The following is a 24,624-nucleotide window of genomic DNA, read 5'->3' as shown; positions in this document are numbered from 1 at the left end:
AACGAATATATAATGGAAATATCTATCTATCACAAAGCATTCAACGTTATCCTGTCGCCGATGGCGAGAATTCTTCTCGCGACAGGCGTGTTGCTGTCTGCCTGCGCCGACAGCGAGCAAGCCCCGTCACCCGTGCCGGAGCACACGGCAACCTTGCAACTTGTCTTCAAGCAGCAGGGATCGGCGGACGGGTCATCCCCGACGCAGCTCAAGGGTACAGGCAGTTTTGCCACCGATGCTCCGCTCACGGTATATGCCGAAACCGATGCTCCGCTCACGATGGATGCCGCCATGCCTGCTTCGCGCGGCCCGATGACGCGTGCCGTGAACGAGACCGACATACAAACGGTGGACGTACTTTCGTTCAAGGTAAACCCATTGGATCCAACGAACATAAAGGAAGGAACATTCTTCTATCGCTCCATAGGAACGTACACCCAGACGAGTCCGGGGCAGGGTAAGGTAGAAGTGAAGCTGGTGGACAGCCCGGAGGCACAGACGCTCGTGGTGCTTGCCAATGTGCGCACGCAGGTGGATGCGCTGGACGCCACCTATGGCGAACAGAAAGAGGCGGTGATGGCCCGCCTGCTGTTGCCCGCCACGGCCGACGGCACGCCGGACTTTGCAAAAGGCATGCCCATGTGGGGCGAGCTTCTCAACGAAGTGGTAGGCGAGGGCTTTTCTCCTTCCGGCGCTCCCAAAGAAGTGACAATGATACGCTCGGTAGTGAAGTTCACTTATAGGGAGAAAACCTCCCAGCTATATTCTCCTGCAGGAATTAACCTATGGTATAACGGCCTGCACTTCGAGGCATACAACTTCCGCAGCAAAGGGCGTGTGGCTCCTGATAACTTTCGGCCGGCAAGCCTTTCCGTAGCTACACCTACCGTCCCTGCGGGTGCCACGCAAGCGCAGGGAACACATCATACTTTGTCTTCCTATGTTCCCTTGACCTATGATGGAACAGGCGGTGAGGTCTCTTTTTACATGTTTGAATCGGACAATTCAAAGGCGAATACAGGTTCGGCACTCGATGCCACCTGCCTTGTGGTACACTTTCTCGGAGGCCCTGCGACAGGTTGGCATCGCTTCGACTTCCGCGATTATGCTCAACCGGCAGGGACCGGCTTCATGGATTTGCTGCGTGGACATCATTACGTGATAGAACCGGAGGAGTGGGACGGCACTGGGGGAGCCCTTACTGCGGAAGAAGCTTTTAAGGGAGTAAGTAAAATCAAATGCCGCATCGTTCCATGGAACGAAGTACAGGAGGAGGTGAAAGTGCCGGGCAACAAGCGGCTGACGGTGGATAAGAGAGAAGTGTATATCCCTTTCTCTGCGGCCACTACGGGACGCCCGCTTACCATCACCACCGAAAACACGGGAGGGTGGACGACAGCCGATGTCCCGGCATGGTGTACGCTGTCGAATACGCAAACAACGACAGACGGCACTGTTGTCTTGAACATAACCACGAACAAACTATACGCCAGAGGAAGCTTCAAACTCAAAGCCGGAGCAGCGGAAATGGAAATAAAAGTAAAGGTGGGCAAACTGCCACCCGAATATATGAGCGAATATAACCTTGCAGGAGGTTCTGCATACGGTTATATACCGGGGACCGGAGCCACTGCCGCACAAACCGACGGGCCGTTGCGTTGGGCCAATGACAACCAATTCGGTGCAAGCGGCTACTATAACTGGTATGTATGCACAGGAACAACGGATGCCACCCACAACCCGAATGGGCTGAAACTCTTCGAAGACCCCTTGCTGAAAGACAAATACCACCTGCCTTCGGCCGAAGAATGGGGAGGAATTCTGCCCCCGCATGGTTTTTTTGCGTGGAACACAGCTTCACTTCCTCCAAACACAAGCCCACGGCATGAGAAAATAAACATCGGAGGGCAAAAGCATACATACAAAAGCGAATATAAGCTCCTTTCACCATGGAAAATGTCAGTGCTTCGTTTTCAAAAAGGAGTGCAAGGAGCCAATGCCGAATATCCCCTCGCACCGGACAACTCAATGGTTTGCGCTTATTTCTACGAGCTAAAAAGTGTTAACTATCCCGGTGGATCATCAGGAAGCGCCGTAAATATAAGAGTCGTATATCTGGGCGGAGATGCCGCTATACCGACTATCAACCAGTTGACCCTTGCTTGGTGGCAAGCGCAAGAACAGATCCCGGGCAGAGTGTTCAACTATACGATAGAGCGCTCAGGGGATTTATCTCCATTTTCCGGCAATCTTTCTTCAGGTATTCCGGGGGGCACTATACCCGGATCGGTTAGCCAGCTAAATACCGCATTTAATTTCTGGACATCTTCGCCTCCTCCGCCCAGCACCTATCAGGCTTGGAGGAACGGATACATGGCTTTTGAGAATGGACACGCCATAGGTGAGGCCCCTCAGTATAAATACAGAGGCTACAGCGTACGCCCGTTCCATAACTATGACGAATAGCGTCGCCGTAATCCGCAGAACAGCAATCGCCGTTCTGCGGAACGGCACGAAGGCATGGGCATTTCGCTCAGCAAATTGAGATCTTTAAATAATAATGATGAGATAAAAGTCAGTAGTGCAGGTGACACTGTTTTTGGGCAAGGCACGGGATGCGGCATCATGCTCCCAACCAAGCCGGACGGAGCGATTGGTTAAAATATGTACATTCCCGACGAACAAAATCCTCCACGGAAATGAGTCGAACGCCTCTACCCCAGCCCGGAAAACAGAACAGAAGAGACGGGGAATTGGGCAGGGAAAGAGTAGGTGGAAAAGACGGCGCGGCATCGAACTGTGAAAAAGCCGACACTGCGAAAACCACGGCCCGTCACTGAGGGTTCACGGTCTCTTACCGAGAGTAACACGGTCTGTCACTGAGGGTTCACGGTCTCTTACCGAGAGTAACACGGCCGCCACCGAGGGGACACGGTCCGTCACTGAGAGTAACACGGTCCGTCACTGAGGGTACCACGGTCCGTCACTGAGGATACCACAGTCCGTCACCGTGGTCCCCCCCCCCCCCCCCTCAGGAAGCCCTTGCAGGAGGGGTATCCGCCGAGCCCGTGATAGGGGGCGGAAATACACCGAAGACGACGAAAGCGGGAGCCGCACAAGCATGAAGCGCGAAAGCCCGGAGAGGCGGGAAAAAGGAATACACCTTTCTTCGGAAACTCCGGAAAAACAACGCGCAAGAGCATGAAAGAACAAATCTTTATTAACAAACTTAAATATTATTATTATGGCATTTTTTAAGAAAGTGAAACAAAAAATCAACGGCAAGTGGTATCCACGCGCCGTGACGGTGGGCAAACCGGTAACAACGGACCAAGTGGCCGACCGATTGTCGCAAATCTCCACCGTGAGCCGTGCCGACACGTTCGCCGTGCTCAAGGATTTGGGCAGCGTACTGGCGGACTACATGGCGCAGGGACGCACCGTGAAACTCGAAGGGGTGGGCACGTTCTACTACACGGCGAACGCCTCGGGCAAGGGTGCAGACACCGCGGAGGAGGTGTCGGCCAAGCAAATCACGGGCGTACGCGTACGCTTCATCCCCGAATCGACCCGCACCACAGGCAATAAAATAGCTACCCGCTCGCTTGTCTCCAACGAAGTGTTCTGGGAAGAATGGGGTGGAACAACCTCACAGCCGGGAGGCACGCAAAACAATCCCGGAGGCGGCACCCCCTTGCCGGGAGGAGGCCCCGGCGGACACGGAGAGGCTCCCGACCCGGGTGCATAAAAGGCGGGCTTGCAAGGCAGAATCCTGCAAGAAGTTTTCATCCGTGAAACAGCTGCGGTGTTGCCCGAAGCCCTACTCTCCTTTTGCCTCATAACATGTTGTGTACTCACACTCCCGGTGCCGGGATTTCCGGAGAGGTAAAGGGAAACAAGGGAATCTCCGGCAACGCCACAGACCAAGCTTAAAAGACCTGCCGGCCAGACTTAAAAAAAACTCAAAAGCCCCGACCGCCGGACTTAAAAGTCCGCCGGCCAGACTTAAAAGAACCTATGAACAAACTACATGACTTCCTCGCTCTATTGCCTGCTCTCTTCCTTTTGTCCGCCCTCTGCTGCGGATGCCGGAGCCGGAAACAAGGAGAAGAATCGGAAATAGAAAGCCGTTACATGCGGCTGCTACATGCTCTTGTGACAGACGACACGCCTGCCCTGCGTCGTGAACAGCATTACGTAGCGGACACGCTCCCGCCCGACACGCTCCTTGCCTTTCCACACAGATACGACTACATGCGTGTATGGGCAGATTCGTACGTCTTATACGACGCAGTGATGAAAGCGGAGAAACCCGAGGTAGCAACCACTCTTGCTTCCGAACGTTTCTGCGCCGATATGAAACGCCTTGCCGCCCGGCTGATCGGCGCAGGCAGGCAGCGGTGTGCGGAAGAGATGTTGCGCCCCGTGGCGGAATGCTTGTCGGAGCATGGCATGAACGATGCGGCAGCGGTTACCGCCGCCGCATGCATGGGCATCGATGCCGACCCTGCCCATCCGGACGACATTGCCCGCCGTCTGCTCACCCGCCTGCTGCTTGTGGGGAAGAGGGCCCCCTGTCTGTCGCGTACTGTCCCGTCGGTATCGGCCGGCCCCACGTTGTTGCTGTTTTATGAGACGGATTGTCCCGGCTGCGAATCCGTTCTGCGGGACTTGTGCGGATTCTATGCCACCCTTAAAGGAATAGGCATTCGTGTGGTTTCCATCGCTTCGGACGAAGACGAACATACATTCTCTTCCCGTGCCGCCTCATTGCCTTGGGCTACGAAATTGCATGATTCCCGTGGTTTCCGCAGTCCCGACTTCGAGGTTTACGGTGTGGCATTTATACCGACCCTTGTATTAGTGAATCCGGACGGGCGTGTGGCCGGTTCGTACTGTACGTTGGAAGAAACAGGGCTGATCCGTAGCTTGCCTGCCTTATCGCCACTTCCTGCATCGGGATGTGGTGAAGCCGGCCGATATCCCAAAACTCAAAATCATGGACACTCTTTTATCCCATAATGCGAACATACGCACGGAGTTGTCGATTCTCTACGCCAAGCTCCAAGTCTATTATCTCATGCAAATATACCTTTGGCGCAAACGAGACCTAAAAAAGGCCCGTCTGTTCAATGCTCGCCTGAAGCAGCTGCAAGAGTCTGAAATCGATGAAAACTCGGAGGGGGCAAGCCTGCATGCGCTATGCGCCGCTTATTTGCGCATGCAGGAATGCTATGCGTACGAACTGGCTATGGTAGACCGCATTCTGGAGGAATATCCGGCTTTGTTCCTGATGGACAACGATTCCCTGCTGGCTGTTCTGGAAGAGGAAACGGAGGCTTTCTCCCGGGGAAACGCCGGAGGTACGGACAGCAATTGAACATACGTTTTCTCCGAAGAACGCTTAAAGGCATCCTCATATCCCGAATCATCCTCTCGGCTTCATGCCTGCACCAAGTCCGTTATTTCTTCCGGACTGTCTGCAATATATGCCGGATGAAACTGTTCCAGCTCTGTTCTCGGACGGAAGCCCCATGTCACCCCGCAGGCCGTGATTCCTGCATTGGCAGCTGTTTGCATGTCTACTCCCGAATCGCCGACGTAAAGCACATCTTCTTTCTTTATATTTGCCGGTTTTAGAATATCAAAAACAATGGCGGGGTCGGGCTTTACATTTATTCCTTCGCGCTGACCGAATACGGCTGTGAACCGTATCTCCCGGAAGTAGTGGGCAATGAGTTTTTCAGTGGCAGCCTGATATTTGTTGGAGGCTACGGCTATTCGGATACCTTTCGATTGTAACGACTGCAACAATTCGGGAATGCCCGGATAAGGACGGCTGTCGTCGGCGTTGTGAATATCGTAATAGGGGATGAATTCGTTGCGTACGCGGAGGACATTCTCCTGTGTTTTTTCTCCTTCGGGCAATGCCCGTTCAAACAGTTTGTTGATGCCGTTTCCCACCATGAAGTTGTATTTTGCTACTTCATGTGTAGGATATCCCAGTTTGTTTAGTGCATAATTGGTACTGTTTGCCAAGTCGGCTATGGTATTCAGGAGTGTTCCGTCGAGATCGAAGATGACCAGTTTTTTCATTCGGCTTTTTATTTGCATTACAATTTTTTGAAATATTCGCTTGCAAAGGTAGAAAAGAAAATGGTTTTATGTTCCGGTGTCGACTTTCTTTGAGTGTTTTCGAGTATTTTTGCACACTTCTCATGTTTTTATGCAGAAAGTTCCTATCTTTGCACAAAATTTAACTATTATACTATATGAGTTACAACTTGTTGAAAGGAAAAAGAGGGATTATCTTCGGCGCGTTGAACGACCAGTCCATTGCTTGGAAAGTGGCGGAGCGCGCGGTGGAAGAAGGAGCGACAATAACATTATCAAATACTCCGATGGCTATCCGTATGGGTGAAGTCGACGCTTTGGCTCAGAAGCTGAATTGCCGGGTGATTCCCGCCGACGCTACTAATGTGGAAGATCTGGCGAATGTGTTCAAGACTTCCATGGAAGTGCTGGGAGGAAAAATAGATTTCGTACTGCACTCCATCGGTATGTCGCCCAACGTGCGGAAGAAGCGTACTTACGATGATCTTGATTACGGAATGCTGGATAAGACGTTGGATATTTCCGCCGTTTCATTCCATAAGATGATTCAATCGGCGAAGAAGCTGAATGCGATTGCCGATTACGGGTCGATTGTCGCTTTGAGCTATGTGGCGGCACAACGTACCTTCTATGGTTACAACGATATGGCGGATGCCAAAGCGTTGTTGGAATCCATCGCCCGCAGCTTCGGTTATATTTATGGCCGCGAGCATAATGTACGTGTGAATACTATTTCGCAATCGCCTACGTTTACCACAGCCGGTTCGGGTGTGAAAGGAATGGATAAGCTGTACGATTTTGCCAACTGCATGTCTCCGCTGGGTAACGCTTCCGCTGAAGAATGTGCCGATTATTGTATCGTCATGTTCTCCGACCTGACACGTAAAGTGACCATGCAGAATTTGTTCCACGACGGAGGATTCTCCAGTATCGGAATGAGTCTTCGGGCGATGGCTACCTACGAGAAGGGATTGGATGAGTACAAAGACGAAGAAGGCAACATCATTTACGGATAAGTAAAGATGAAGAAACGGAATACTCTTCTTATAGTAGGGATGGCCATCCTTCTCGGCTCTTGCCGGATAGGCTCCGGGAAAATGACAGACCGGAAAGAAGAGATTTCGGTCTTGAGATATGACAAGCTGTTGGGCGAGTATGTTCGCTCCAACAGTTTTTCTGCTATGCAGAAAATAACGATGGATTATCAGTTGCCCACTAAAATCCTGATTGAAGACGTACTGGCTATCGGGACCGTGGACGGTGACACCATTGCGCAACGCCTGCAACATTTCTATTCGGATACTACTCTCTTGCGCCTGCTGAACGATGTGGATCATAAATTCCCCGATTTGGAAGAGGTGGAGAAAGGACTGACCAAAGGCTTCGGAAAGCTGAAAAAAGAAGTCCCCGACACGCAAGTGCCATTCATTTACTCGCAAGTATCCGCATTCAACGAGTCTATTATTCTGATCGATACCCTGCTTGGAATCAGTCTCGACAAATACATGGGAGAAGATTATCCGCTTTACAAACGTTTTTATTACGACTATCAGTGTCGTTCCATGCGTCCCGAGCGGATTGTGCCCGATTGTTTGGTATTCTATCTTCTCAGCCGTTACGGGATGGAGTATTGTGAAAGTACTTGCCTCGTCGATTGGATGATACACTACGGTAAAATCAATTATGTGGTGCAAAGCCTGCTCGACTACCGTGATATCGGCCAAACGATGGGGTACTCACCCAAAGAAACAGCCTGGTGCAAGAAGAACGAGAAAGATGTTTGGGCATATATTCGTGATAACGACCATTTGTACGCGCGCGATCCGATGATTATCCGTTATTACATGAAGGCTGCCCCTTCTGTCGACTTCTTGGAAAAAGACGTTCCGCCGTCGGTGGGAATCTGGTTGGGCGCGAAAATCGTATCCGCTTATATGAAAAAGCATAAGCGCGCCACAATAAAAGACTTGCTGGAAACGACCGATTATCACGAGATGTTGAAAGAGTCGGGCTATATGAAGTCCTGACTCTTAATTATTTTAAACTTCAAACCAAGAAAGTGGAAACAGCTCTTTACCTATTGCCTGTAACGCTGGGCGATACGCCGATCGATCGGGTATTGCCGCCTTACAACAGAGAAATCATTCGCAACATTCGGCATTTTATTGTCGAAGACATCCGGTCGGCCCGCCGTTTTCTGAAGAAAACAGACCGTGAAATTGATATCGACGCGCTGACTTTCTATCCTCTGAACAAACATACGTCACCCGAAGCCATTTCAGGGTATCTGGAACCTTTGCTCGCAGGCTCTTCGATGGGAGTGATATCCGAAGCCGGCTGCCCCGCTGTGGCCGACCCGGGCGCGGATGTAGTCGCCATTGCCCAGCGCAAGAAGCTGAAAGTCGTCCCTTTGGTAGGTCCGTCGTCCATTATCCTTTCGGTGATGGCGTCGGGGTTCAATGGGCAAAGCTTTGCTTTTCACGGCTATCTGCCTATCGATCCCGTCGAACGCATCAAACGGTTGAAACAGTTGGAACAGCGCATCTATGCCGAGAACCAGACGCAGCTTTTCATCGAAACCCCTTACCGCAATCATAAGATGGTGGACGACATTTTGAAGCATTGCCGTCCGCAAACGAAGTTTTGCATCGCTGCCGATATCACCTGCGAAGGCGAATATATTCAGACTCGCAGCGTAAAAGAATGGAAGGGGCATGTACCCGACCTGTCTAAGATTCCTTGTATTTTTCTCTTATACAAATGACTTCTTTCAGGTGTTCGTATTCGTCCTCGAAGCAACTGCTGAAGAAACCTTTGCCCAGATTCTCCTGAATCTGCTTGAAACTCCATAATTTGCCGTTCTTAAAATGCGTGTTGCAGAGAATCGAGTCGTCTTTCAGGTCGATAATAAAGAGATAGATGAGCCGATTGGTCACTTCATTTTCGAAATGATATACAATGTTGAATGTCGGTTCGCTTTCCTGTGCCTGAGGAAGCGAGTTTCGCAGCAGGCGGGCTACGCCTTCCGATAATGTTTCTCCATAGCGAAGGTAACATTCCATGGGAATATCCGTCTTCCCTTTATCCAGAATGGCGGACATGGGCCTGCTGCAAAGGAACAACATACCGCCGGCGGACACAGCTATCCGTATCACCGGGTTGATGTAAGCGTTTTTGTAGTTGATTGCCTCTATGGCGAGGCTTTTCCCAATCACTTTCCCTTTTCTGTCTACGATAGGCACGTATTCGGTATGAGACATCAGGTTGTTGAAATACCGGATGGCGATTTGGTTGAATAAAATGCTTGCAATGAATACCGCAGGAGGAAATATCCGGTAGAGAATAAGCGTGTTTGTCGCGCTTATGGGACATTGTACAGCCAGAATAATACTCATGACGATGAAATGCAATGCTCCGAATAAAAGAACGATTCGTGCCGATACGACGGCCGATTCGGCTCCTTGTGCGAACAGCCGTTTGTTGCACGCTTCTATTTGGCCTAAAAAATGGTTGATAAACTTTTTCCGGTGCATGTATAAAATCAACATAAAGGTGAGTATGCTGACTTCCAAAGTGACAGGAAGATAACCGTCGGGAATGTAATTGGGGGTAATTATGTTCACCAGCGAAAGAAGAAACAACACTCCCGTTGAAATGCATAATATAAAATTGGGTACGCTGATTCCTTTGCGTTTGGATAATAAATATATCAGCGCCATACCGATACCTGTACCGATATAGGCGGCGATGTCTTGCGTTATGATTTCACATAGCAGAATGGATATGATAACGGGGATAAAACCCAGTGACATATTGAATGCGGAAGACAGTACTCCTTTGTAGTTCATCTTTGTTTTATGCATCGATCTTTCTCATAAAACAACCGATGAATCTTTTTTGTTTTTCATCCGATGTGTTTCTCCGCATGGTATGAAGAGCGTACGAGCGGGGCACTTTCCACAATTTTGAATCCTTTTGCCAGTCCGATTTGTTTGTACCGTGCAAACTGTTGCGGAGTAATATACTCTGCCACAGGATAATGCCGGCGGGTAGGCTGAAGGTACTGCCCGATGGTGAGGATGCCGCATCCCACTGCCAGCAAGTCGTCCATTAATGTTTCCACTTCTTCCGGGCTTTCTCCCAGACCCACCATGATGCCGCTTTTCGATTTCGTTCCGCTTTTCGATATATGTCCGATGACTCGCAGGCTGGTTTCATAATCGGCTGCGCTGCGCACGTGCGGACTGATGCGTCGCACCGTCTCCATGTTGTGTGAAATGATGTCCGGCCCTGCCTCGATTACTTTATCCACCAGCTCCATCCGTCCTTGAAAGTCGGGTATGAGTACTTCGAGCGTGGTTTGAGGGTTGAGGCGTTTGATTTCGCGAATGGTGCGTGCCCAATGTTCCGCACCCAGATCGGGAAGATCGTCGCGGTCGACGGAGGTTACCACCGCATGGCCCAGCTTCATTAGCGCCACAGATTCCGCCACATGTACAGGTTCCCGCTCATCGAGCGGGCGCGGGCGTCCCGTTTGCGTGTTGCAGAATTTGCAACTGCGCGTACAGATATCTCCGCCTATCATGAATGTTGCTGTTCCCTTCCCCCAACATTCGCCCATGTTCGGGCAACGTCCGCTGCTGCATATCGTATGCAGGCAGTGCGAGTCGACAATCTTTTTCGTCTCGGTGTACCGCTCGTTGCTTCCGATGCTGATTTTTAGCCATTCCGGTTTACGTACTCTCTCAGCCATTACAGATTGTTTTTAAAGAAGTTGGTAAGGCGTGTGTACAGGTGCAGGCGTGTTTTTCCGCCGTATATGCCGTGGTTTCGGTTGGTATATACCTGCATGTCGAATTGTTTGCCCAGTTGCACCAGATGTTCGGCATATTCCGTACAATTCTGGAAGTGAACGTTATCGTCCGCCATGCCATGCACCAAAAGGAGATTGCCATGCAGCTTCCCGGCACGGGTGAATGCCGAAGACGCCTTATATCCTTCGGCATTCTCTTTCGGCGTACGCATGAACCGTTCGGTATATACCGAATCGTAGTAACGCCAGTCGGTGGGAGCGGCTACGGCGACTCCGGCTTTGAATACGGGCGTTCCTTCGCTCATGCTCATCAGCGTCATGTATCCTCCGTAGCTCCATCCCCAAATGCCGATACGGTCTTTGTCCACATACGGTTGGTTCCCCAGATAGAGGGCGGTTTCCACTTGGTCTTTGGCTTCCTGTACGCCTATCTTCAGGTAAGTGCATTTTTCGAATGCCTCTCCCCGTCCGCCGGTTCCGCGACCGTCTACGCAAACCACTACGAATCCCTGAGTCGCCATGTAGGTTTCCCAACTGATGTTCCAAGTGTCGCGCACTTCCTGAGAGCCCGGTCCGCTGTATTGATACATAAGAACCGGATATTGCTTCGAAGCCGAAAAACCGATCGGTTTCATCATCCATCCGTTCAACGTCACGCCGTCGGACGTCCGGAAGCTGAAGAATTCTTTTTCCGGAATGGCATATTCTGCCAGCGTCTGCTGCAGCTCCTTATTGTCTGCGAGTGTTTTCAGCGTTTTCCCGTTGTTGTCGTTCAGCGTGATGAGCAGGGGAGTTTTCAGGTCGGAGAACTTGTTCATGTAGTGCTTCATCGTTTGGCTGAACAGCGGCGTGTTGGTGCCTTCGTGCTGCGAGAGTTTGGTTTTCTTCCCTTTCTTGTCCGTTTTGTAAACGGCTTTACGCATCGGGCTTTCTTCGTTGGCGGTGTAGTAGAAGCTGCCGTCGGTTGCGTCGTATCCCAAAAATTCTTTTACTTCGTACTTGCCGTCGGTTACTTTCTTGATGAGGTTTCCGCCCATGCTGTACCAGTATAAATGGCTGTATCCGTCGCGTTCGCTAAGCATGCTGAAGCCTTCGGGATAGAAGCGGATATTATCGAAAACATTCTCTTTGATGTAATAAGGCGATTCGTCGCGTACCACCAGTTTGCAGAGCGTAGAGCGGGGATCGGCGAAATAAAGGTCGAAGCGGTCCTGATGGCGGTTCAGCGTCATGATGGCCAGTTTGCCGGCATCTTGGGTGAAGCGGATGCGGGGAATATATCCGTCGGCATCCAGAGGCAGCTTCATGGTGCGGGTGACGCGCGACTTTATGTCGAACGTGCGTACTTCTACCTTCGAATTAGGATATCCCGCTTTCGGATACTTGTAGACGTATTCGCCCGGATAGTCGTCAAACTGCCTGAGATGAGGCGACTGTCCGGCAAACAGCGGGAAGGAGTAGGAGGGAACCGCCGATTCGTCGAAGCGTACGAAGGCAATCATCGTATTGTCGGCGCTGAACTCCAATGCCCGGTTGAAGCTGAATTCTTCTTCATATACCCAGTCGGGGATTCCGTTCAGCACAGCGTTTCTTTTACCGTCTTCGGTCACTTGGCTTTCGCTGTTGCCGTAAAGTAATTTCACGAGGAAGATGTTGTTCTCCCGTACGAAGGCAACCATTGTTCCGTCGGGCGAAAAGACCGGAACCTGCTGAGGTCCTCCGTCGGAGAGCTTTTCGATGATGTTGTGCGTGGTTACTCCCTTATCGTTCCGTTTGAGCGGATAGATATAGTGCACGGCCGTATACGAGCGTCGATACACGGGTTGGGTTTCTGTTGCGATCAGCAGTTTCTGTCCGTCGGGTGAAAACCGGTAACTGTCGAAGTGTTTGAAGTCGCATTCGCGGGCTGTGGAAACATCGAACAGCACTTCTACCTTTTCGCCCGTTTTGAACGAGTATTTCACGATTTGCGTACGGCTGTCGTTCATCTGTGTATAATATTCTCCGTCCGGCATCGGGATTACTCCGTGTATGTTTTCCGGTCGAAAACGTCCCGATGTCACTTCTTCCAGACTCAGGTTCTTTCTGCCTTGCGCCATTCCGGCGAGGCAAAGCAGGCAGAGAAAAAGGGCGATACTTATCTTCTTCATGGTTCTGATATCGTAGTTATATTTTTTTATTCATACCTGCAAAAGTAACAATAAACTTAGATTCGGCAAAACATGCTTTGTTTTTATCGGCTTGTATGATGGATTATTGATGGAGATTTTTTATCTTTGTCTATGAACCTTTAGAACCGGACGTTATGAACTCGAAACGAAAAGATCTGCAATACGCCTCTGTTTTTCTATTGGCGGTGGTGTTGACATTCCTCATGGGGAAAGGAGATCGCTTGTGGCTTACTTCATGGGGAGACCTGATACCGAGTATTTTCGTGCTTTTCATAGCCGGCGACTGTTTGTACAGCTCGCTGCTCCGCATCAAGCGGGGAGGGGAGGAGAAAGGCGCGCGTTGGAGCACCTGCTTTACTTTTCTGATATTCAGTTTTGTCTTCATGGCCGATTTGTTCTTCATCGGGCATTTCATATTCGATAAGATTTGCGGATAGCTTCCGTATCGGACGGATTGTAAAATCATCTTTTCATTCAAACGGAAAATCTGCTTCGTGCAAACGGAAGAATTTCTTTGTGCGGGAGGAAGATTTACTTCGCCACGCAGGATATTGCGCCGACAGTCCTCAAATAAACACAGTGTTGACTCGTAAGAGGCCCGACAGGATGTTGCAGTATCAGTTCTTCGACTCGGATAAGCCCAAACGAGCGTCAACTTCTAATAAAAATAAGTATTAACTGAGTCAACCGACTTTGCAAATAAGCCGTAAAGTGGTCAACTAAAAACACAGTGTTGACTCCTAAGCCGTATGTTTCATTTAGTTTCCCACCGATGAAACAATAGTTTCCCACTGGGGAAACAAAAGTTTCCCGCTATTGAAACAAAAGTTTCCCCGGTGGGAAACTTTTTTCTCACTATAGCATTACGGAGCGGACTGTCCGTCATCGGCTTCGGCGATCATCTTCATACGGATTCCGGACGTACGGATGGGAGTTTCTTTAATCGGTGTGCCGGCAACGGATAAGCCTTTGTTCTTTATCGACGGAAAAGAGGCGGACTGTCCGGCTGCGGATACTTTGAGTCCGGAGGTTGTGAAGAACATGGCGGCAACGGTAGGGGAAAAGCCATCATTAAGCATGGGGAAAGGGCGAAAGGGGGAACAGTCTCTTTTCCCTTTTTACGCCGTCAGAGCATTTCCTGAATATAGGCGCGAATCTCCGTTTCCTGTTCGGGGTGGAACCAGCGTATCTCTTCGTCGCGCTTGAACCATGTCATCTGTTTGCGGGAGTAAATGCGGGAATTTTGCTTGATTTTTTCAATAGCGAACGGAAGTTCCCATTCGCCGTCGAGATATTTGAAGAGTTCTTTGTAGCCTACTGTGTTGAGCGAGTTCAGGTGGCGGTAAGGAAGCACCGAACGAACCTCGTCCAGCAGCCCGTCTTTCATCATTTCGTCCACCCGTTGGTTGATACGCCCGTAAAGTTCTTCGCGGTCGCGCTTTAATCCTATTTTCAAGATGCGGAACGGGCGTTCCTTTGTCTGCCGGGTGCGGAAAGAAGTATAGGTACGCCCCGTCATGTAGCAGATTTCGAGCGCATGGATCACGCGCTTGGGATTCTTCAGGTCTACGATGCGGTAATACTCCGGATCGAGGAGGCGGAGCTCGGCACAGAGTGGTTCCAATCCTTCCGTCTCATATCTTTGCAGCATAGTCCGGCGCGTATCTTCATCCACGGTGGGAATATCGTCGATTCCTTTGCAGACGGCATCCACATACATCATCGATCCGCCTGTAAGAATCACCACGTCTCGCCGGGTGAATAGCCGGTTGAGAATTTCCATCGCTTCCGCTTCGTATTGCGCGGCGCTGTAGTAGTCGGTCAGCCGCAGTGTGCCGACGAGATAATGGGGAACTCTTTTCAATTGTTCCTCAGTGGGGGCGGCTGTTCCGATTTTCAGGTCGGCATAAAGCTGCCTGGAATCGGCCGAAACAATAGAAGTTTGAAAGCCTTCGGCTAACCGAAGGCTTAATTCTGTCTTTCCTACTCCGGTAGGACCTATGAGGACGATGAGAGTACCCAATACGATGGAAATTTTAAGTCAAATGTCCGTTGCTCAATATTTGTCGTCATCGAAAGATCCGCCGGCATCTCCTCCCATATCGAATCCCTCCTGATCGAAATCTTCCATGTCGAAATCCTGGTCTCCGTAGAAACTTTCGTCCAGATCGAGCGAGTTGCCCGTTGAGGCCATCTCTTCGAAATCGACAGTCTGTTTGGGTGCTTCTCCGCTTTTTTTGGTGCATTTGGCTCCTTTGATCTCTTTTCCGGTGATGATTTCGGACAATTCGATGAAGAAGCAACGTTCTGTCATGTAGTCGAACACGTACAGCAACTTCTGCTTTTCGTCTTCTACCAGTTCGCTGACCACCGTGTCTTTCATCACCCAACTGTCCATTTCCGGATTGTCATCCATCTCTTCCAATGTCACTTCTTTGTCTTTCTCCCAGTCGTCGTCGCAGATGAAGAACGAAGTCATCTGGTCGTCGGTGTAACCGGTACACTCCAGTATCGCCTTGTGAAAGTCGAAGAATGTAGCTTCCGGATCAATCTGTATTTCTCTGACAAAGTCGTCGGCTTCATCAGATATGATTGTAAATCTGTATATCATGTTGCCTTAGTTTTTTGAGTTCTTATTTGATGATTCCGCGTTCCGAACTTCGGATGAAATTGATGATATAATTGATTTCGTTCGTCTTTTCAAACTCATCTTCGATCTTTTTCAAAGCGTCGCTTGTGTTGAGCCCGCTTTGATAAATGATGCGGTATGCGTTGTGAATACTTTCTATCGTTTCGTTAGAGAATCCGCGGCGGCGCAATCCGATGATATTGATACCCGAGAATGCGATGGGTTCGCGTCCTGCGATGATGTAAGGAGGAATATCTTTGCTGAAACGCGAGCCGCCCTGTATCATCACATATCCGCCCACGTGGCAGAACTGGTGCATCAGCACGTTCGCGCTCACTATCGCGTTATCGTCGATGACAATTTCTCCGGCCATCTTGGTGGAGTTGCCGATGATGCAGCCGTTTCCTATAATCGCGTCGTGAGCCACATGTGCGCTTTCCATCAGCAGGTTGTTGCTTCCCACTACGGTTCGTCCTTTTGCAGAGGTTCCTCGGTTGATGGTTACGTTTTCGCGGATCAGGTTATTGTCTCCGATCTCCGCCGTGGTTTCTTCGCCGCGAAACTTGAGGTCTTGCGGAATGGCTCCGATTACCGCGCCCGGAAATATTGTATTTCCGTTTCCTATGCGCGAACCGTACAAGATATTGGCATTGGCCATGATCTTGTTGTTGTCGCCTATCACTACGTTCTTATCGATGTATACGAAAGGTGCGATTTCTACGTTCTCTCCTATCTTTGCTTCGGGGTGTATATAAGCTAAGGGACTTATCATAACTGATTGGGAATATGTTATTTGTTTTTTACTATTTGCGCCATGAATTCCGCCTCACAAACTATTTTTTCACCGACAAAAGCGTATCCTTTCATGGTGGAAATGCCTCGACGGATCGGAGCCAGCAGTTCTACACGGAAAACGAGTGTGTCGCCCGGAACTACTTTCTGGCGAAACTTCACACCGTCTATTTTCATGAAGTAGGTAGAGTAACGCTCTGCCTCGTCTACCGAATTCAGTACGAGCAAACCGCCTACCTGCGCCATTGCTTCTACCTGAAGAACACCCGGCATGACAGGTTCTTGCGGGAAGTGTCCCTGGAAGAAAGGCTCGTTGGAGGTGATATTTTTAACACCTACGATGTAGTTGGCGCCGATTTCGATTACTTTGTCCACCAATTGGAAAGGATAACGGTGGGGAAGCAACTCGCGGATGCGGTTCACATCCATTATCGGTTCGGCGCTGCAATCGTAAGCAGGCGCCTGAATATCGTGCAGGCGGATTTCTTTCCGCATCTGGCGGGCGAATTTGTTGTTGATCGTGTGTCCCGGACGGGTGGCGATGATGCGTCCTTTAATCGGCTTGCCGATAAGTGCAAGGTCGCCGATTACGTCCAGCAATTTGTGGCGGGCGCATTCGTTGGGCCATACCAATGGTTTATGGTTGATATAACCCAGTTGGTCGGCATTCATGCGGGATACTCCCATGATGTCCGCCAGTTTGTCGAAGTTCTCCTGCGACATTTTGCGCTCGTAAATAACGATTGCGTTGTCCAGGTCGCCCCCTTTGATGAGTCCTGCCGACAGCAACGGTTCTATTTCGCGGACAAAAACGAAAGTACGGCTGGCTGCCACTTCGTCTTTGAATTTGTCCATATCTTCGAGCGTGGCGAACTGATTCGGTATGATGGTAGAATCGTAAGACACCAGAACGTTCAGGCTGAAATTCTCGTCGGGAAGCACGATGATGGATGAACCTGTTGATTCGTCACGGACTTCTATTTTCGATTTGATGATATAGAAGTCTTTTACCGCATTCTGCTCTTCCGTTCCTACGCGCTCTATTTCTCGCACGTAATACTGTGCGCTACCGTCGAGAATGGGGAATTCCGGCCCGTTGACCTGAATGAGGCAGTTGTCTATTCCCAAAGCATAAAGGGCTGCCATCCCGTGTTCTATAGTGCTTACTTTGACTCCGTTTTTCGATAATACCGTTCCACGGGTAGTTTCCGTCACATTATCGGCCACAGCATCGATAATCGGATGTCCCTCCAAGTCGAGACGTTGGATCTTATATCCATGGTTATCGGGAGCTGGATTGAATGTTACGGTAAGATCAAGTCCAGTGTGAAGACCTTTTCCGCTCAGTGAAAAGCTATCTTTCAGCGTTTTTTGTTTCAACATTGGCTATTTGTTTAGTAGTTGTTTTAATTCTTCTAACTCTTTGCGCAGACTGCTCAACTCGGTGTACATGTCCGGCAATTTTTTCGACATGACCGCTGCCTTGAAATACGGCTTGGGTTCCATAGGAGGAGTGCCTATCAGCTGGCTGTCGGATTTGATACTTCCGGGAACGCCCGATTGGGCACCGAGATTTACACGGTCTCCTATCGTAATATGTCCGGCAATGCCTACCTGCCCGCCGAACATACACCATTCTCCTATTTTGGTAGAACCGGCGATGCCCACTTGGGCGGCCATCACGGTGTGCGAACCGATTTCATCGTTGTGGGCAATCTGTACAAGATTGTCTATCTTCGCGCCGCTGTGTATGACTGTAGCGCCCATTGTCGCGCGGTCTATACAGGTGTTTGCTCCTATATCTACCTTATCTTCCAGGACAACGATACCGATTTGCGGTATCTTGTCGTATCCGTTCGGAGTGGGAGCGAATCCGAATCCGTCGGCACCGATCACAGCTCCCGAATGAAGAATACATTCGTTGCCGATGCGGCAGTCGTGATAAACGTTGACATTCGAATAAAGCAGGCAGTTGTCGCCTATTTTAACGCCGTCGCCCACAAAGGTGTGCGGATAGATCTGAGTATTGTTTCCGATTTCCGCATTCTCACCGATATAGGCAAAAGCGCCGATATATACATTTTCGCCCACTTTCGCGCCGGGAGCGACAAAAGCCAGGGGATCGATCCCCTGTTTCTTTGGCTTGCTCATTTCGTAGAGATTAAGCAGCTTTGCCAGACTTTCGTAGGCATTGTCTACTTTGATGAGGGTGGTTTTTATCTCATGTTCGGGAATGAAATCTTTGTTCACCAGTACGATGCTGGATTGCGTCTCATATATATAAGGTGTATATTTGGGGTTCGATAAGAAAGAAATAGCTCCGGGCATTCCCTCTTCTATTTTAGCGAATGTATGGACCGTCGCATTTTCATCTCCTACGATTTCCCCTTGGATAAATGCAGCAATTTGCTTAGCCGAAAACTCCATATCTTTATTTTAAAATTAAATTAGTCCACAAATAACGGACTTTTTTTCCATATTTCCGTATTCCGGAATGATTATTTTATAGTTACCTGTCTAATCGCTGATAGCAGAGATAGTATTTTTTACCTTTTTCGACAGTAACGAGATGTTCAACATGTCCGATGCTTCGGCGATGTTCTTTATTGTTCCGTCTTTGTAGATAATGTCGATACTGTCGTCTGCGGGATTATACATATTTCTTTCGATGCCGGGGGTAGAGACGAAATAGCTTGCTTCGGAAAGTGAGATGTTCAGCTGCCGGCTGATTCGTGAAATGAGTTCTTGTTTTCTCTCTTCACCGGCGGGTTCGGATGTAACTTCCACTTTAAAAACGTTCCGGTTGATCATGCCTTGGCTTAAAACGGCGAGAACTTTGTCGGAGTGTGTGCTCCATACTTTCAAGGCTGTCCATATGTCGTTGTCGTCCAGTTGGATGAAATGCTCCAGGCATTCGGGGTTGTTGTAAAACTCCGAATGGTCGATGTTGTTGTACAGGAAGAAATGCAACGAGGGAGAGGCAAACAGCTCCACACCTTGAGATGCCAGCTCTTTGGCACGCAATAAGGCGCTGATGAGCATGCGCTCGTAACCTACGGATGTCTTATGCAGATATACCTGCCAATACATCAGTCGGCGTGCCGTAAGGAAGTTTTCTATGGAATAGATGCCTTTGGATTCGACAACCAGATGGTCGTCTGCCACATCGAGCATCTTGATGATACGCGCCGAACCGATATTCCCTTCGGTGACTCCCGTGTAGAAACTGTCGCGGCGGAGATAATCGAGCCTGTCCATGTCGAGTTGTCCGCTGACGAGCTGGTGCAGGAAGCGTTTGGGGTATTCGTCCTTAAAAATCTGAATGGCGAGACTGAGCTGTCCGTTCATCTCTTTGTTCATACGCTCCATGAGCATGAGTGAAATCTCTTCGTGAGACACTCCTTTCACGATCGTATCTTCGAGCACATGCGAGAAAGGCCCGTGACCGATATCGTGAAGCAGAATGGCCGCCTGCACGGCTTCGGCTTCGCTGTCGAAGATAAAATGGCCTTTCGATGTCAGTTGGGTGATTGCTTCGCTCATGAGGTGGAAAGCTCCCAACGAGTGCTGAAAGCGGGTGTGCTGTGCTCCCGGATATACCACCGAAGACAATCCTACCTGCTTGATGCGGTTGAGACGCTGCAACAGGGGGTGGCGGACAATGTTGTATAAGAGTCCTTTCGGGATATGGATAAATCCGAATACCGGATCGTTGATTATCTTTCTTTCGTGGATCACAATTTCGATATTTAACGGGTTAATGGAGCAACAACATCCTCGTCACGAATCATTTGATTATCGCTTTCAATTGTTCTTCCATCTGCTTCTGTACTTCCTGAGCGGCGATACGGGCGGCTTCGGCGAACTTCTCGCCATTGTCGGCATAAATGATGCCGCGTGAAGAGTTTACAATCAATCCGCAAGTGCCGTTCATCCCGTATTTGCATACCTCTTCGAGAGATCCGCCTTGCGCACCTACGCCGGGAACAAGCAGGAAATGATTGGGAACAATCCGGCGAATGTCTTCGAAAGCCCGTCCCTGCGTAGCTCCTACTACATACATCATGCTGTCGTCTCCGCCCCATGCCTGCGATTTACGCAACACTTTCTCGAACAGGCGTTCGCCGTTTGCGTCTTCCGTCAGCTGAAAATCGTGAGAGCCTTTGTTTGAAGTAAGCGCCAATAGAATCACCCATTTGCCTTTGTACGAAAGAAAAGGAGTTACGCTGTCTTCTCCCATGTACGGGGCTACGGTCACCGAGTCGATATCCAGCTCGTCGAAGAATGTACGGGCATACATCGCCGAAGTGTTGCCGATATCACCGCGTTTGGCGTCTGCGATAATGAACTGGTCCGGATAATTTTTCTTTATGTATTGAACGGTCTTTTCGAAAGCAACCCATCCTTTTACCCCCATGCTTTCGTAAAAAGCCAGATTGGGCTTGTAGGCGATGCACAAATCGGCCGTTGCGTCGATAATGGCTTTGTTGAAAGCGAATATCGGGTCGTCCTCTTTGAGCAAGTGTCCGGGGATTTTCTTGATATCGGTGTCCAGTCCCACGCAAAGAAATGACTTCTTGCGTTTGATGTTTTCGAATAACTGCTGCTTGTTCATGATAATATTGCTATTTTTTTAAAGTTCGCTTTCTTTCAGTCTTTCCGCATTCTCAGCCACAATCAGGTGATCGATGCAGTCTTGGATGTCTCCGTCCATGAAAGCCGAAAGATTATATATGGTATAATTGATGCGATGGTCGGTGATGCGCCCCTGCGGATAGTTGTAAGTGCGTATCTTTGCCGAACGGTCGCCGGTGGAAACCATCGTTTTGCGCTTGGAAGCGATATCATCGATGTATTTCTGGTGCTCTTTGTCGTAGATGAACGTGCGGAGACGGGCCAAGGCGCGTTCCTTGTTCTTCGGCTGGTCGCGGGTTTCGGTACATTCGATGAGGATTTCTTCGGAAACTCCCGTGTTGGGATTCTTCCAAACGTAACGCAGACGTACGCCCGACTCTACTTTGTTTACGTTCTGTCCGCCGGCGCCGCCGCTTCGGAACGTATCCCATTTGATTTCTCCTTCGTTGATCACCACGTCGAACTCTTCCGCTTCGGGCAGCACGGCTACCGATGCTGCCGACGTATGTACACGTCCCTGTGTTTCAGTAGCGGGAACACGCTGTACGCGGTGCACGCCCGACTCGTATTTCAGCGTTCCGTAAACGTTCTCGCCCGTTATGCTGCAAACAATCTCCTTGTATCCTCCGGATGTGCCCTCGTTGGCGCTCGACACTTCAAGTTTCCACCCTTTGGTTTCGCAATATTTGGCATACATACGGAAAAGGTCTCCGGCGAAGATAGCTGCTTCGTCGCCGCCTGCGCCTCCCCGTATCTCGAGAATGGCATTCTTCCCGTCTTGCGGATCGGCGGGTACGAGCATCAGCTTTATTTCTTCTTCCAGTAAAGGAAGTCGCTCCTGACTGCTGTCCATCTCTTCTTTCGCCATCTCGCGCATGTCCGCGTCCGATTCGTTGGAAAGGATGTTTTTGGCTTCTTCGATGTTGCCCAGCAACTGGATGTATTCCTTACGGGCTTTCATCAAGTCGTCCAGCTCTTTGTACTCTTTGGTCAGTTTGACGTAGCGTTTCTGGTCGGCAATCACTGCCGGGTCGGTGATTAATGTGGAAATCTCTTCGAAACGGGCTACAAGTCCGTCGAGCTTTTCTAATATAGTATTGTTGTCCATGAAAGTTTTTTAGATTAAGAGATTTATAATAAATCCTCTTCTATCGAGATGGGGATGTTTTTTTCTTTACAGTATGAGGAGATTTTTGAATCCTCGTCTCTTTTGAAGTAATTATCGCATAAATCTTCCATGCCTTTTTTTACATCTCTTGCAAATTTAGGTTCTGCTGTAATAATTTTCTCCAGTTGCTCGAAGAATTTATTGAATTCTTTATTGATAATACATAGTTTTTCTATTGTTTTAAAGTCTAAGGATCTGTGTTTGGCAGGAAACAATAGTTTGCTTTCGAATGGGTTGGGCATTATATGAATAACTCCAATTCCAAAAGAGTGATTTAATCGTTCCAGTTCGTCTAATAGGTTGCTACCTATTTCGAAAGCTGCGATAAAACCATAATTGGCCCAGCTTGAGTTTGATACAGCTTGAAAAAAACTTTTTTTTAGCTCATAATCCGATGTTAGTTCTTTCTTTACTTCATAGGAATATATTTCAACTGCATTCGTGTGATTCGTTGCCTTGAAAAAGTCTTGACATGTTTTATTCCCAAACTCTGTGAATTTGGCTCCTATAATATCTGGATGAACCCATTTTTGATATTCATCATGTTTATTGGATTGCTCATGGAAGATCGTTTTTCCGTAAATGTTGTTGTTTTTCAGGAAAGTAGTTAATAAGGGGTGTAAGTCTCTTTCCTTGTAGGAATGCTTTACTTTATCTGTTGTTTTGTTGTTATTAGAAAGTATTGGAAGAGTATTTATTTTTTTCTCGTTTTGGGCTAAGTAATAGCTATAGGTGTTATCGCTATTCTTTACTCTCTTAACCCGATTATCTCCATGCCTGATAAAGCCACCCAATCTTGCGCTAACTGTTTGTTCCGGTGTTTGAGCATTGCTGAAATCACAGTAGTTTTTTTCCTTGATATGTTGGAATACCTCTTTGTAAGTTCCTCCTTGTTCAAGTTCTTCAAGGCTTTTTAGAATAGCTTCTTTTACGGTCATTTTATGGGCTTATTTTAATATCTGAACTCTCCGAATTCGCTTTGAATGATCAATTCTTTTCGGTCGCTTGCCTCCACTCGTCCGACAATTTGCGCGGGAATGCCGAAAGACTCGGAAATGGCGATGACTTCCGCGGCGTGTTCGGGCGAAAGATAAACTTCGAGGCGGTGCCCCATATTGAATACTTTGTACATTTCCGACCAGTCTGTTCCGCTTTGCTCCTGAATGGTTCTGAATAAAGGAGGAACAGGGAAAAGATTGTCTTTCACCACGCGTACCTCGTCTACGAAGTGCAGGATTTTGGTCTGCGCTCCGCCTGAGCAGTGCACCATTCCGTGTATTTCCGGACGCAGGGCATCGAGGAGTTTCTTCACTACGGGCGCGTATGTGCGGGTAGGAGAGAGCACCAGTTTTCCCGCATTCAGCGGAGAGTCTTCCACCGCATCGGTCAAATTCAGCTTTCCCGAATATACCAACTCTTCGGGCACGGCGGCGTCATAACTCTCGGGATACTTCGCCGCAAGATATTTGCCGAATACATCGTGGCGGGCACTGGTCAGTCCGTTGCTGCCCATACCTCCGTTATATTCTTTCTCGTAAGTCGCTTTTCCGTAAGAGGCCAGTCCTACGATGACATCGCCCGGCCGGATGTTGGCGTTGTCTATCACATCCGATCGTTTCATGCGGCAGGTCACTGTAGAGTCGACAATGATGGTGCGTACCAAGTCGCCCACGTCGGCGGTTTCTCCGCCGGTTGCATATACACCTACTCCCATTTCGCGGAGTTCGGCCAGAAGTTCGTCCGTTCCGTTGATGATGGCGGAAATCACTTCGCCCGGAATCAGCAACTTGTTGCGCCCGATGGTAGAAGAAACCAGGATATTGTCTACCGCTCCCACGCAGAGCAAGTCGTCGATGTTCATGATCAGCGCGTCTTGTGCGATTCCTTTCCATACGGACAAGTCGCCCGTTTCTTTCCAATACATATATGCCAGCGACGATTTTGTTCCGGCGCCGTCGGCATGCATGATGTTGCAATATTCGGGATCGCCTCCCAATATATCGGGAATGATTTTACAAAAAGCTTTCGGGAAGATTCCTTTGTCTATGTTCTTGATGGCATTGTGCACATCTTCTTTGGATGCGCTGACGCCTCTCATCATGTATCGTTGGTTGCTCATGAATGATAGAATTGATGTTTTGTATACAGCGGCAAAATTACTCTTTTTTTTTCTATCAGCCAACAATCAAAGCAGAAGAGGTTCTCTCAAACCGAATTTTTGATTTTGAATCTTTTAAAAAGTTTTGAATTGGCTGACAGGCAGGCATGTGACTCAGGCAATGTCTGTTTCTGTATAGGTATG

23 protein-coding genes and 1 pseudogene are annotated in these 24,624 nt (G+C 49.1%); 9 read left to right on the top strand and 15 right to left on the bottom strand.

Translation table 11 applies throughout. The features are described from left to right. Positions 1-12 precede the first annotated feature (12 nt). The 5 genes from C234_RS16900 to C234_RS0115075 all read left to right on the top strand — a co-directional run bounded on the left by C234_RS16900 (position 13) and on the right by C234_RS0115075 (position 5,380). Positions 13-2,466, top strand: coding sequence for a BACON domain-containing protein (locus C234_RS16900; protein WP_051290289.1), 2,454 nt, complete (start codon positions 13-15; stop codon positions 2,464-2,466). Between the two features lie 233 nt (positions 2,467-2,699). Further along, on the top strand, positions 2,700-2,840 hold the full coding sequence (locus tag C234_RS17625; protein WP_154656432.1) for a hypothetical protein: 141 nt from the start codon (positions 2,700-2,702) through the stop codon (positions 2,838-2,840). A gap of 404 nt (positions 2,841-3,244) precedes the next feature. Further along, positions 3,245-3,748, top strand: a complete 504-nt coding sequence (locus tag C234_RS0115090; protein ID WP_027326444.1) for an HU family DNA-binding protein — start codon at positions 3,245-3,247, stop codon at positions 3,746-3,748. Between the two features lie 269 nt (positions 3,749-4,017). Further along, positions 4,018-5,022, top strand: coding sequence for a peroxiredoxin family protein (locus tag C234_RS0115080; protein WP_081688176.1), 1,005 nt, complete (start codon positions 4,018-4,020; stop codon positions 5,020-5,022). Then, entirely contained in the window at positions 5,000-5,380 is a 381-nt protein-coding gene (locus C234_RS0115075) for a hypothetical protein (RefSeq protein WP_021647347.1), read from the top strand. Before C234_RS0115080 ends, C234_RS0115075 begins: the two co-directional genes overlap by 23 nt. A 62-nt stretch (positions 5,381-5,442) precedes the next feature. On the opposite strand, the gene C234_RS0115070 is transcribed toward C234_RS0115075, so the two are convergent. Next, complete coding sequence (locus C234_RS0115070; RefSeq protein WP_027326441.1) at positions 5,443-6,096, bottom strand: HAD family hydrolase; 654 nt, start codon at positions 6,094-6,096, stop codon at positions 5,443-5,445. A 176-nt stretch (positions 6,097-6,272) separates the two neighbouring features. Between C234_RS0115070 and C234_RS0115065 the strand changes: the two genes are divergently transcribed. Genes C234_RS0115065 through C234_RS0115055 form a run of 3 tightly spaced genes read left to right on the top strand, consistent with a single transcriptional unit; the run spans position 6,273 to position 8,878 of the window. Further along, positions 6,273-7,130 (top strand): enoyl-ACP reductase FabI, encoded by an 858-nt coding sequence (locus tag C234_RS0115065; RefSeq protein ID WP_027326440.1) that lies wholly within the window; start codon positions 6,273-6,275, stop codon positions 7,128-7,130. Positions 7,131-7,136: 6 nt separating this feature from the next. Further along, positions 7,137-8,141 (top strand): gliding motility protein GldB-related protein, encoded by a 1,005-nt coding sequence (locus C234_RS0115060; RefSeq protein WP_027326439.1) that lies wholly within the window; start codon positions 7,137-7,139, stop codon positions 8,139-8,141. A gap of 32 nt (positions 8,142-8,173) precedes the next feature. After that, positions 8,174-8,878, top strand: a complete 705-nt coding sequence (locus tag C234_RS0115055; protein ID WP_027326438.1) for an SAM-dependent methyltransferase — start codon at positions 8,174-8,176, stop codon at positions 8,876-8,878. Here C234_RS0115055 and C234_RS0115050 read toward each other — a convergent pair. The 3 genes from C234_RS0115050 to C234_RS0115040 are packed head-to-tail and all read right to left on the bottom strand — an operon-like array spanning position 8,844 to position 13,077. Continuing rightward, positions 8,844-9,962, bottom strand: coding sequence for a hypothetical protein (locus C234_RS0115050; protein WP_027326437.1), 1,119 nt, complete (start codon positions 9,960-9,962; stop codon positions 8,844-8,846). The two genes, C234_RS0115055 and C234_RS0115050, sit on opposite strands and share 35 nt — an antisense overlap. Before the next feature lie 56 nt (positions 9,963-10,018). Further along, positions 10,019-10,867, bottom strand: coding sequence for a lipoyl synthase (gene lipA / locus C234_RS0115045; protein ID WP_021647339.1), 849 nt, complete (start codon positions 10,865-10,867; stop codon positions 10,019-10,021). Beyond that, complete coding sequence (locus tag C234_RS0115040) at positions 10,867-13,077, bottom strand: S9 family peptidase (protein WP_027326436.1); 2,211 nt, start codon at positions 13,075-13,077, stop codon at positions 10,867-10,869. The genes lipA and C234_RS0115040 overlap by 1 nt, the downstream gene beginning before the upstream one ends. A gap of 155 nt (positions 13,078-13,232) precedes the next feature. On the opposite strand from C234_RS0115040, the gene C234_RS0115035 reads away from it, so the two are divergent. Then, positions 13,233-13,535, top strand: coding sequence for a hypothetical protein (locus C234_RS0115035; RefSeq protein WP_021647337.1), 303 nt, complete (start codon positions 13,233-13,235; stop codon positions 13,533-13,535). Positions 13,536-13,961: 426 nt separating this feature from the next. On the opposite strand, the gene C234_RS0115030 is transcribed toward C234_RS0115035, so the two are convergent. The 11 genes and pseudogenes from C234_RS0115030 to C234_RS0114980 form a co-directional block, all read right to left on the bottom strand. Beyond that, complete coding sequence (locus tag C234_RS0115030) at positions 13,962-14,177, bottom strand: hypothetical protein (RefSeq protein WP_034540616.1); 216 nt, start codon at positions 14,175-14,177, stop codon at positions 13,962-13,964. A 47-nt stretch (positions 14,178-14,224) separates the two neighbouring features. Then, positions 14,225-15,121 carry a tRNA (adenosine(37)-N6)-dimethylallyltransferase MiaA gene (miaA, locus tag C234_RS0115025; protein ID WP_027326434.1) on the bottom strand — a complete coding sequence of 299 codons (897 nt, stop codon included), beginning with the start codon at positions 15,119-15,121 and terminating at the stop codon, positions 14,225-14,227. A 33-nt stretch (positions 15,122-15,154) separates the two neighbouring features. Continuing rightward, positions 15,155-15,709 (bottom strand): IS1096 element passenger TnpR family protein, encoded by a 555-nt coding sequence (locus tag C234_RS0115020; RefSeq protein WP_027326433.1) that lies wholly within the window; start codon positions 15,707-15,709, stop codon positions 15,155-15,157. 22 nt (positions 15,710-15,731) lie between these two features. After that, on the bottom strand, positions 15,732-16,499 hold the full coding sequence (gene lpxA / locus C234_RS0115015) for an acyl-ACP--UDP-N-acetylglucosamine O-acyltransferase (RefSeq protein WP_027326432.1): 768 nt from the start codon (positions 16,497-16,499) through the stop codon (positions 15,732-15,734). Between the two features lie 17 nt (positions 16,500-16,516). After that, positions 16,517-17,902, bottom strand: a complete 1,386-nt coding sequence (locus C234_RS0115010) for a bifunctional UDP-3-O-[3-hydroxymyristoyl] N-acetylglucosamine deacetylase/3-hydroxyacyl-ACP dehydratase (protein WP_027326431.1) — start codon at positions 17,900-17,902, stop codon at positions 16,517-16,519. A gap of 3 nt (positions 17,903-17,905) precedes the next feature. Next, positions 17,906-18,946: a UDP-3-O-(3-hydroxymyristoyl)glucosamine N-acyltransferase gene (lpxD, locus tag C234_RS0115005; RefSeq protein WP_027326430.1), complete on the bottom strand. Its 1,041-nt coding sequence runs from the start codon at positions 18,944-18,946 to the stop codon at positions 17,906-17,908. Positions 18,947-19,028: 82 nt separating this feature from the next. After that, a pseudogene (locus tag C234_RS16620) lies at positions 19,029-20,257 on the bottom strand (HD domain-containing protein). A gap of 49 nt (positions 20,258-20,306) precedes the next feature. Next, positions 20,307-21,134: an orotidine-5'-phosphate decarboxylase gene (pyrF, locus tag C234_RS0114995; RefSeq protein WP_027326429.1), complete on the bottom strand. Its 828-nt coding sequence runs from the start codon at positions 21,132-21,134 to the stop codon at positions 20,307-20,309. An 18-nt stretch (positions 21,135-21,152) separates the two neighbouring features. Next, on the bottom strand, positions 21,153-22,262 hold the full coding sequence (gene prfA, locus C234_RS0114990; protein WP_027326428.1) for a peptide chain release factor 1: 1,110 nt from the start codon (positions 22,260-22,262) through the stop codon (positions 21,153-21,155). Positions 22,263-22,285: 23 nt separating this feature from the next. Further along, positions 22,286-23,260 (bottom strand): hypothetical protein, encoded by a 975-nt coding sequence (locus tag C234_RS0114985; RefSeq protein ID WP_027326427.1) that lies wholly within the window; start codon positions 23,258-23,260, stop codon positions 22,286-22,288. Between the two features lie 14 nt (positions 23,261-23,274). Further along, positions 23,275-24,441, bottom strand: a complete 1,167-nt coding sequence (locus tag C234_RS0114980; protein ID WP_027326426.1) for an AIR synthase-related protein — start codon at positions 24,439-24,441, stop codon at positions 23,275-23,277. Positions 24,442-24,624 lie beyond the last annotated feature (183 nt).

It is taken from the genome of Bacteroides pyogenes DSM 20611 = JCM 6294 (assembly GCF_000428105.1).
GTDB lineage: Bacteria > Bacteroidota > Bacteroidia > Bacteroidales > Bacteroidaceae > Bacteroides > Bacteroides pyogenes.
The sequence above is the reverse complement of the archived record's forward strand: the minus strand, read 5'-3'. Positions and strand labels throughout refer to the sequence as shown.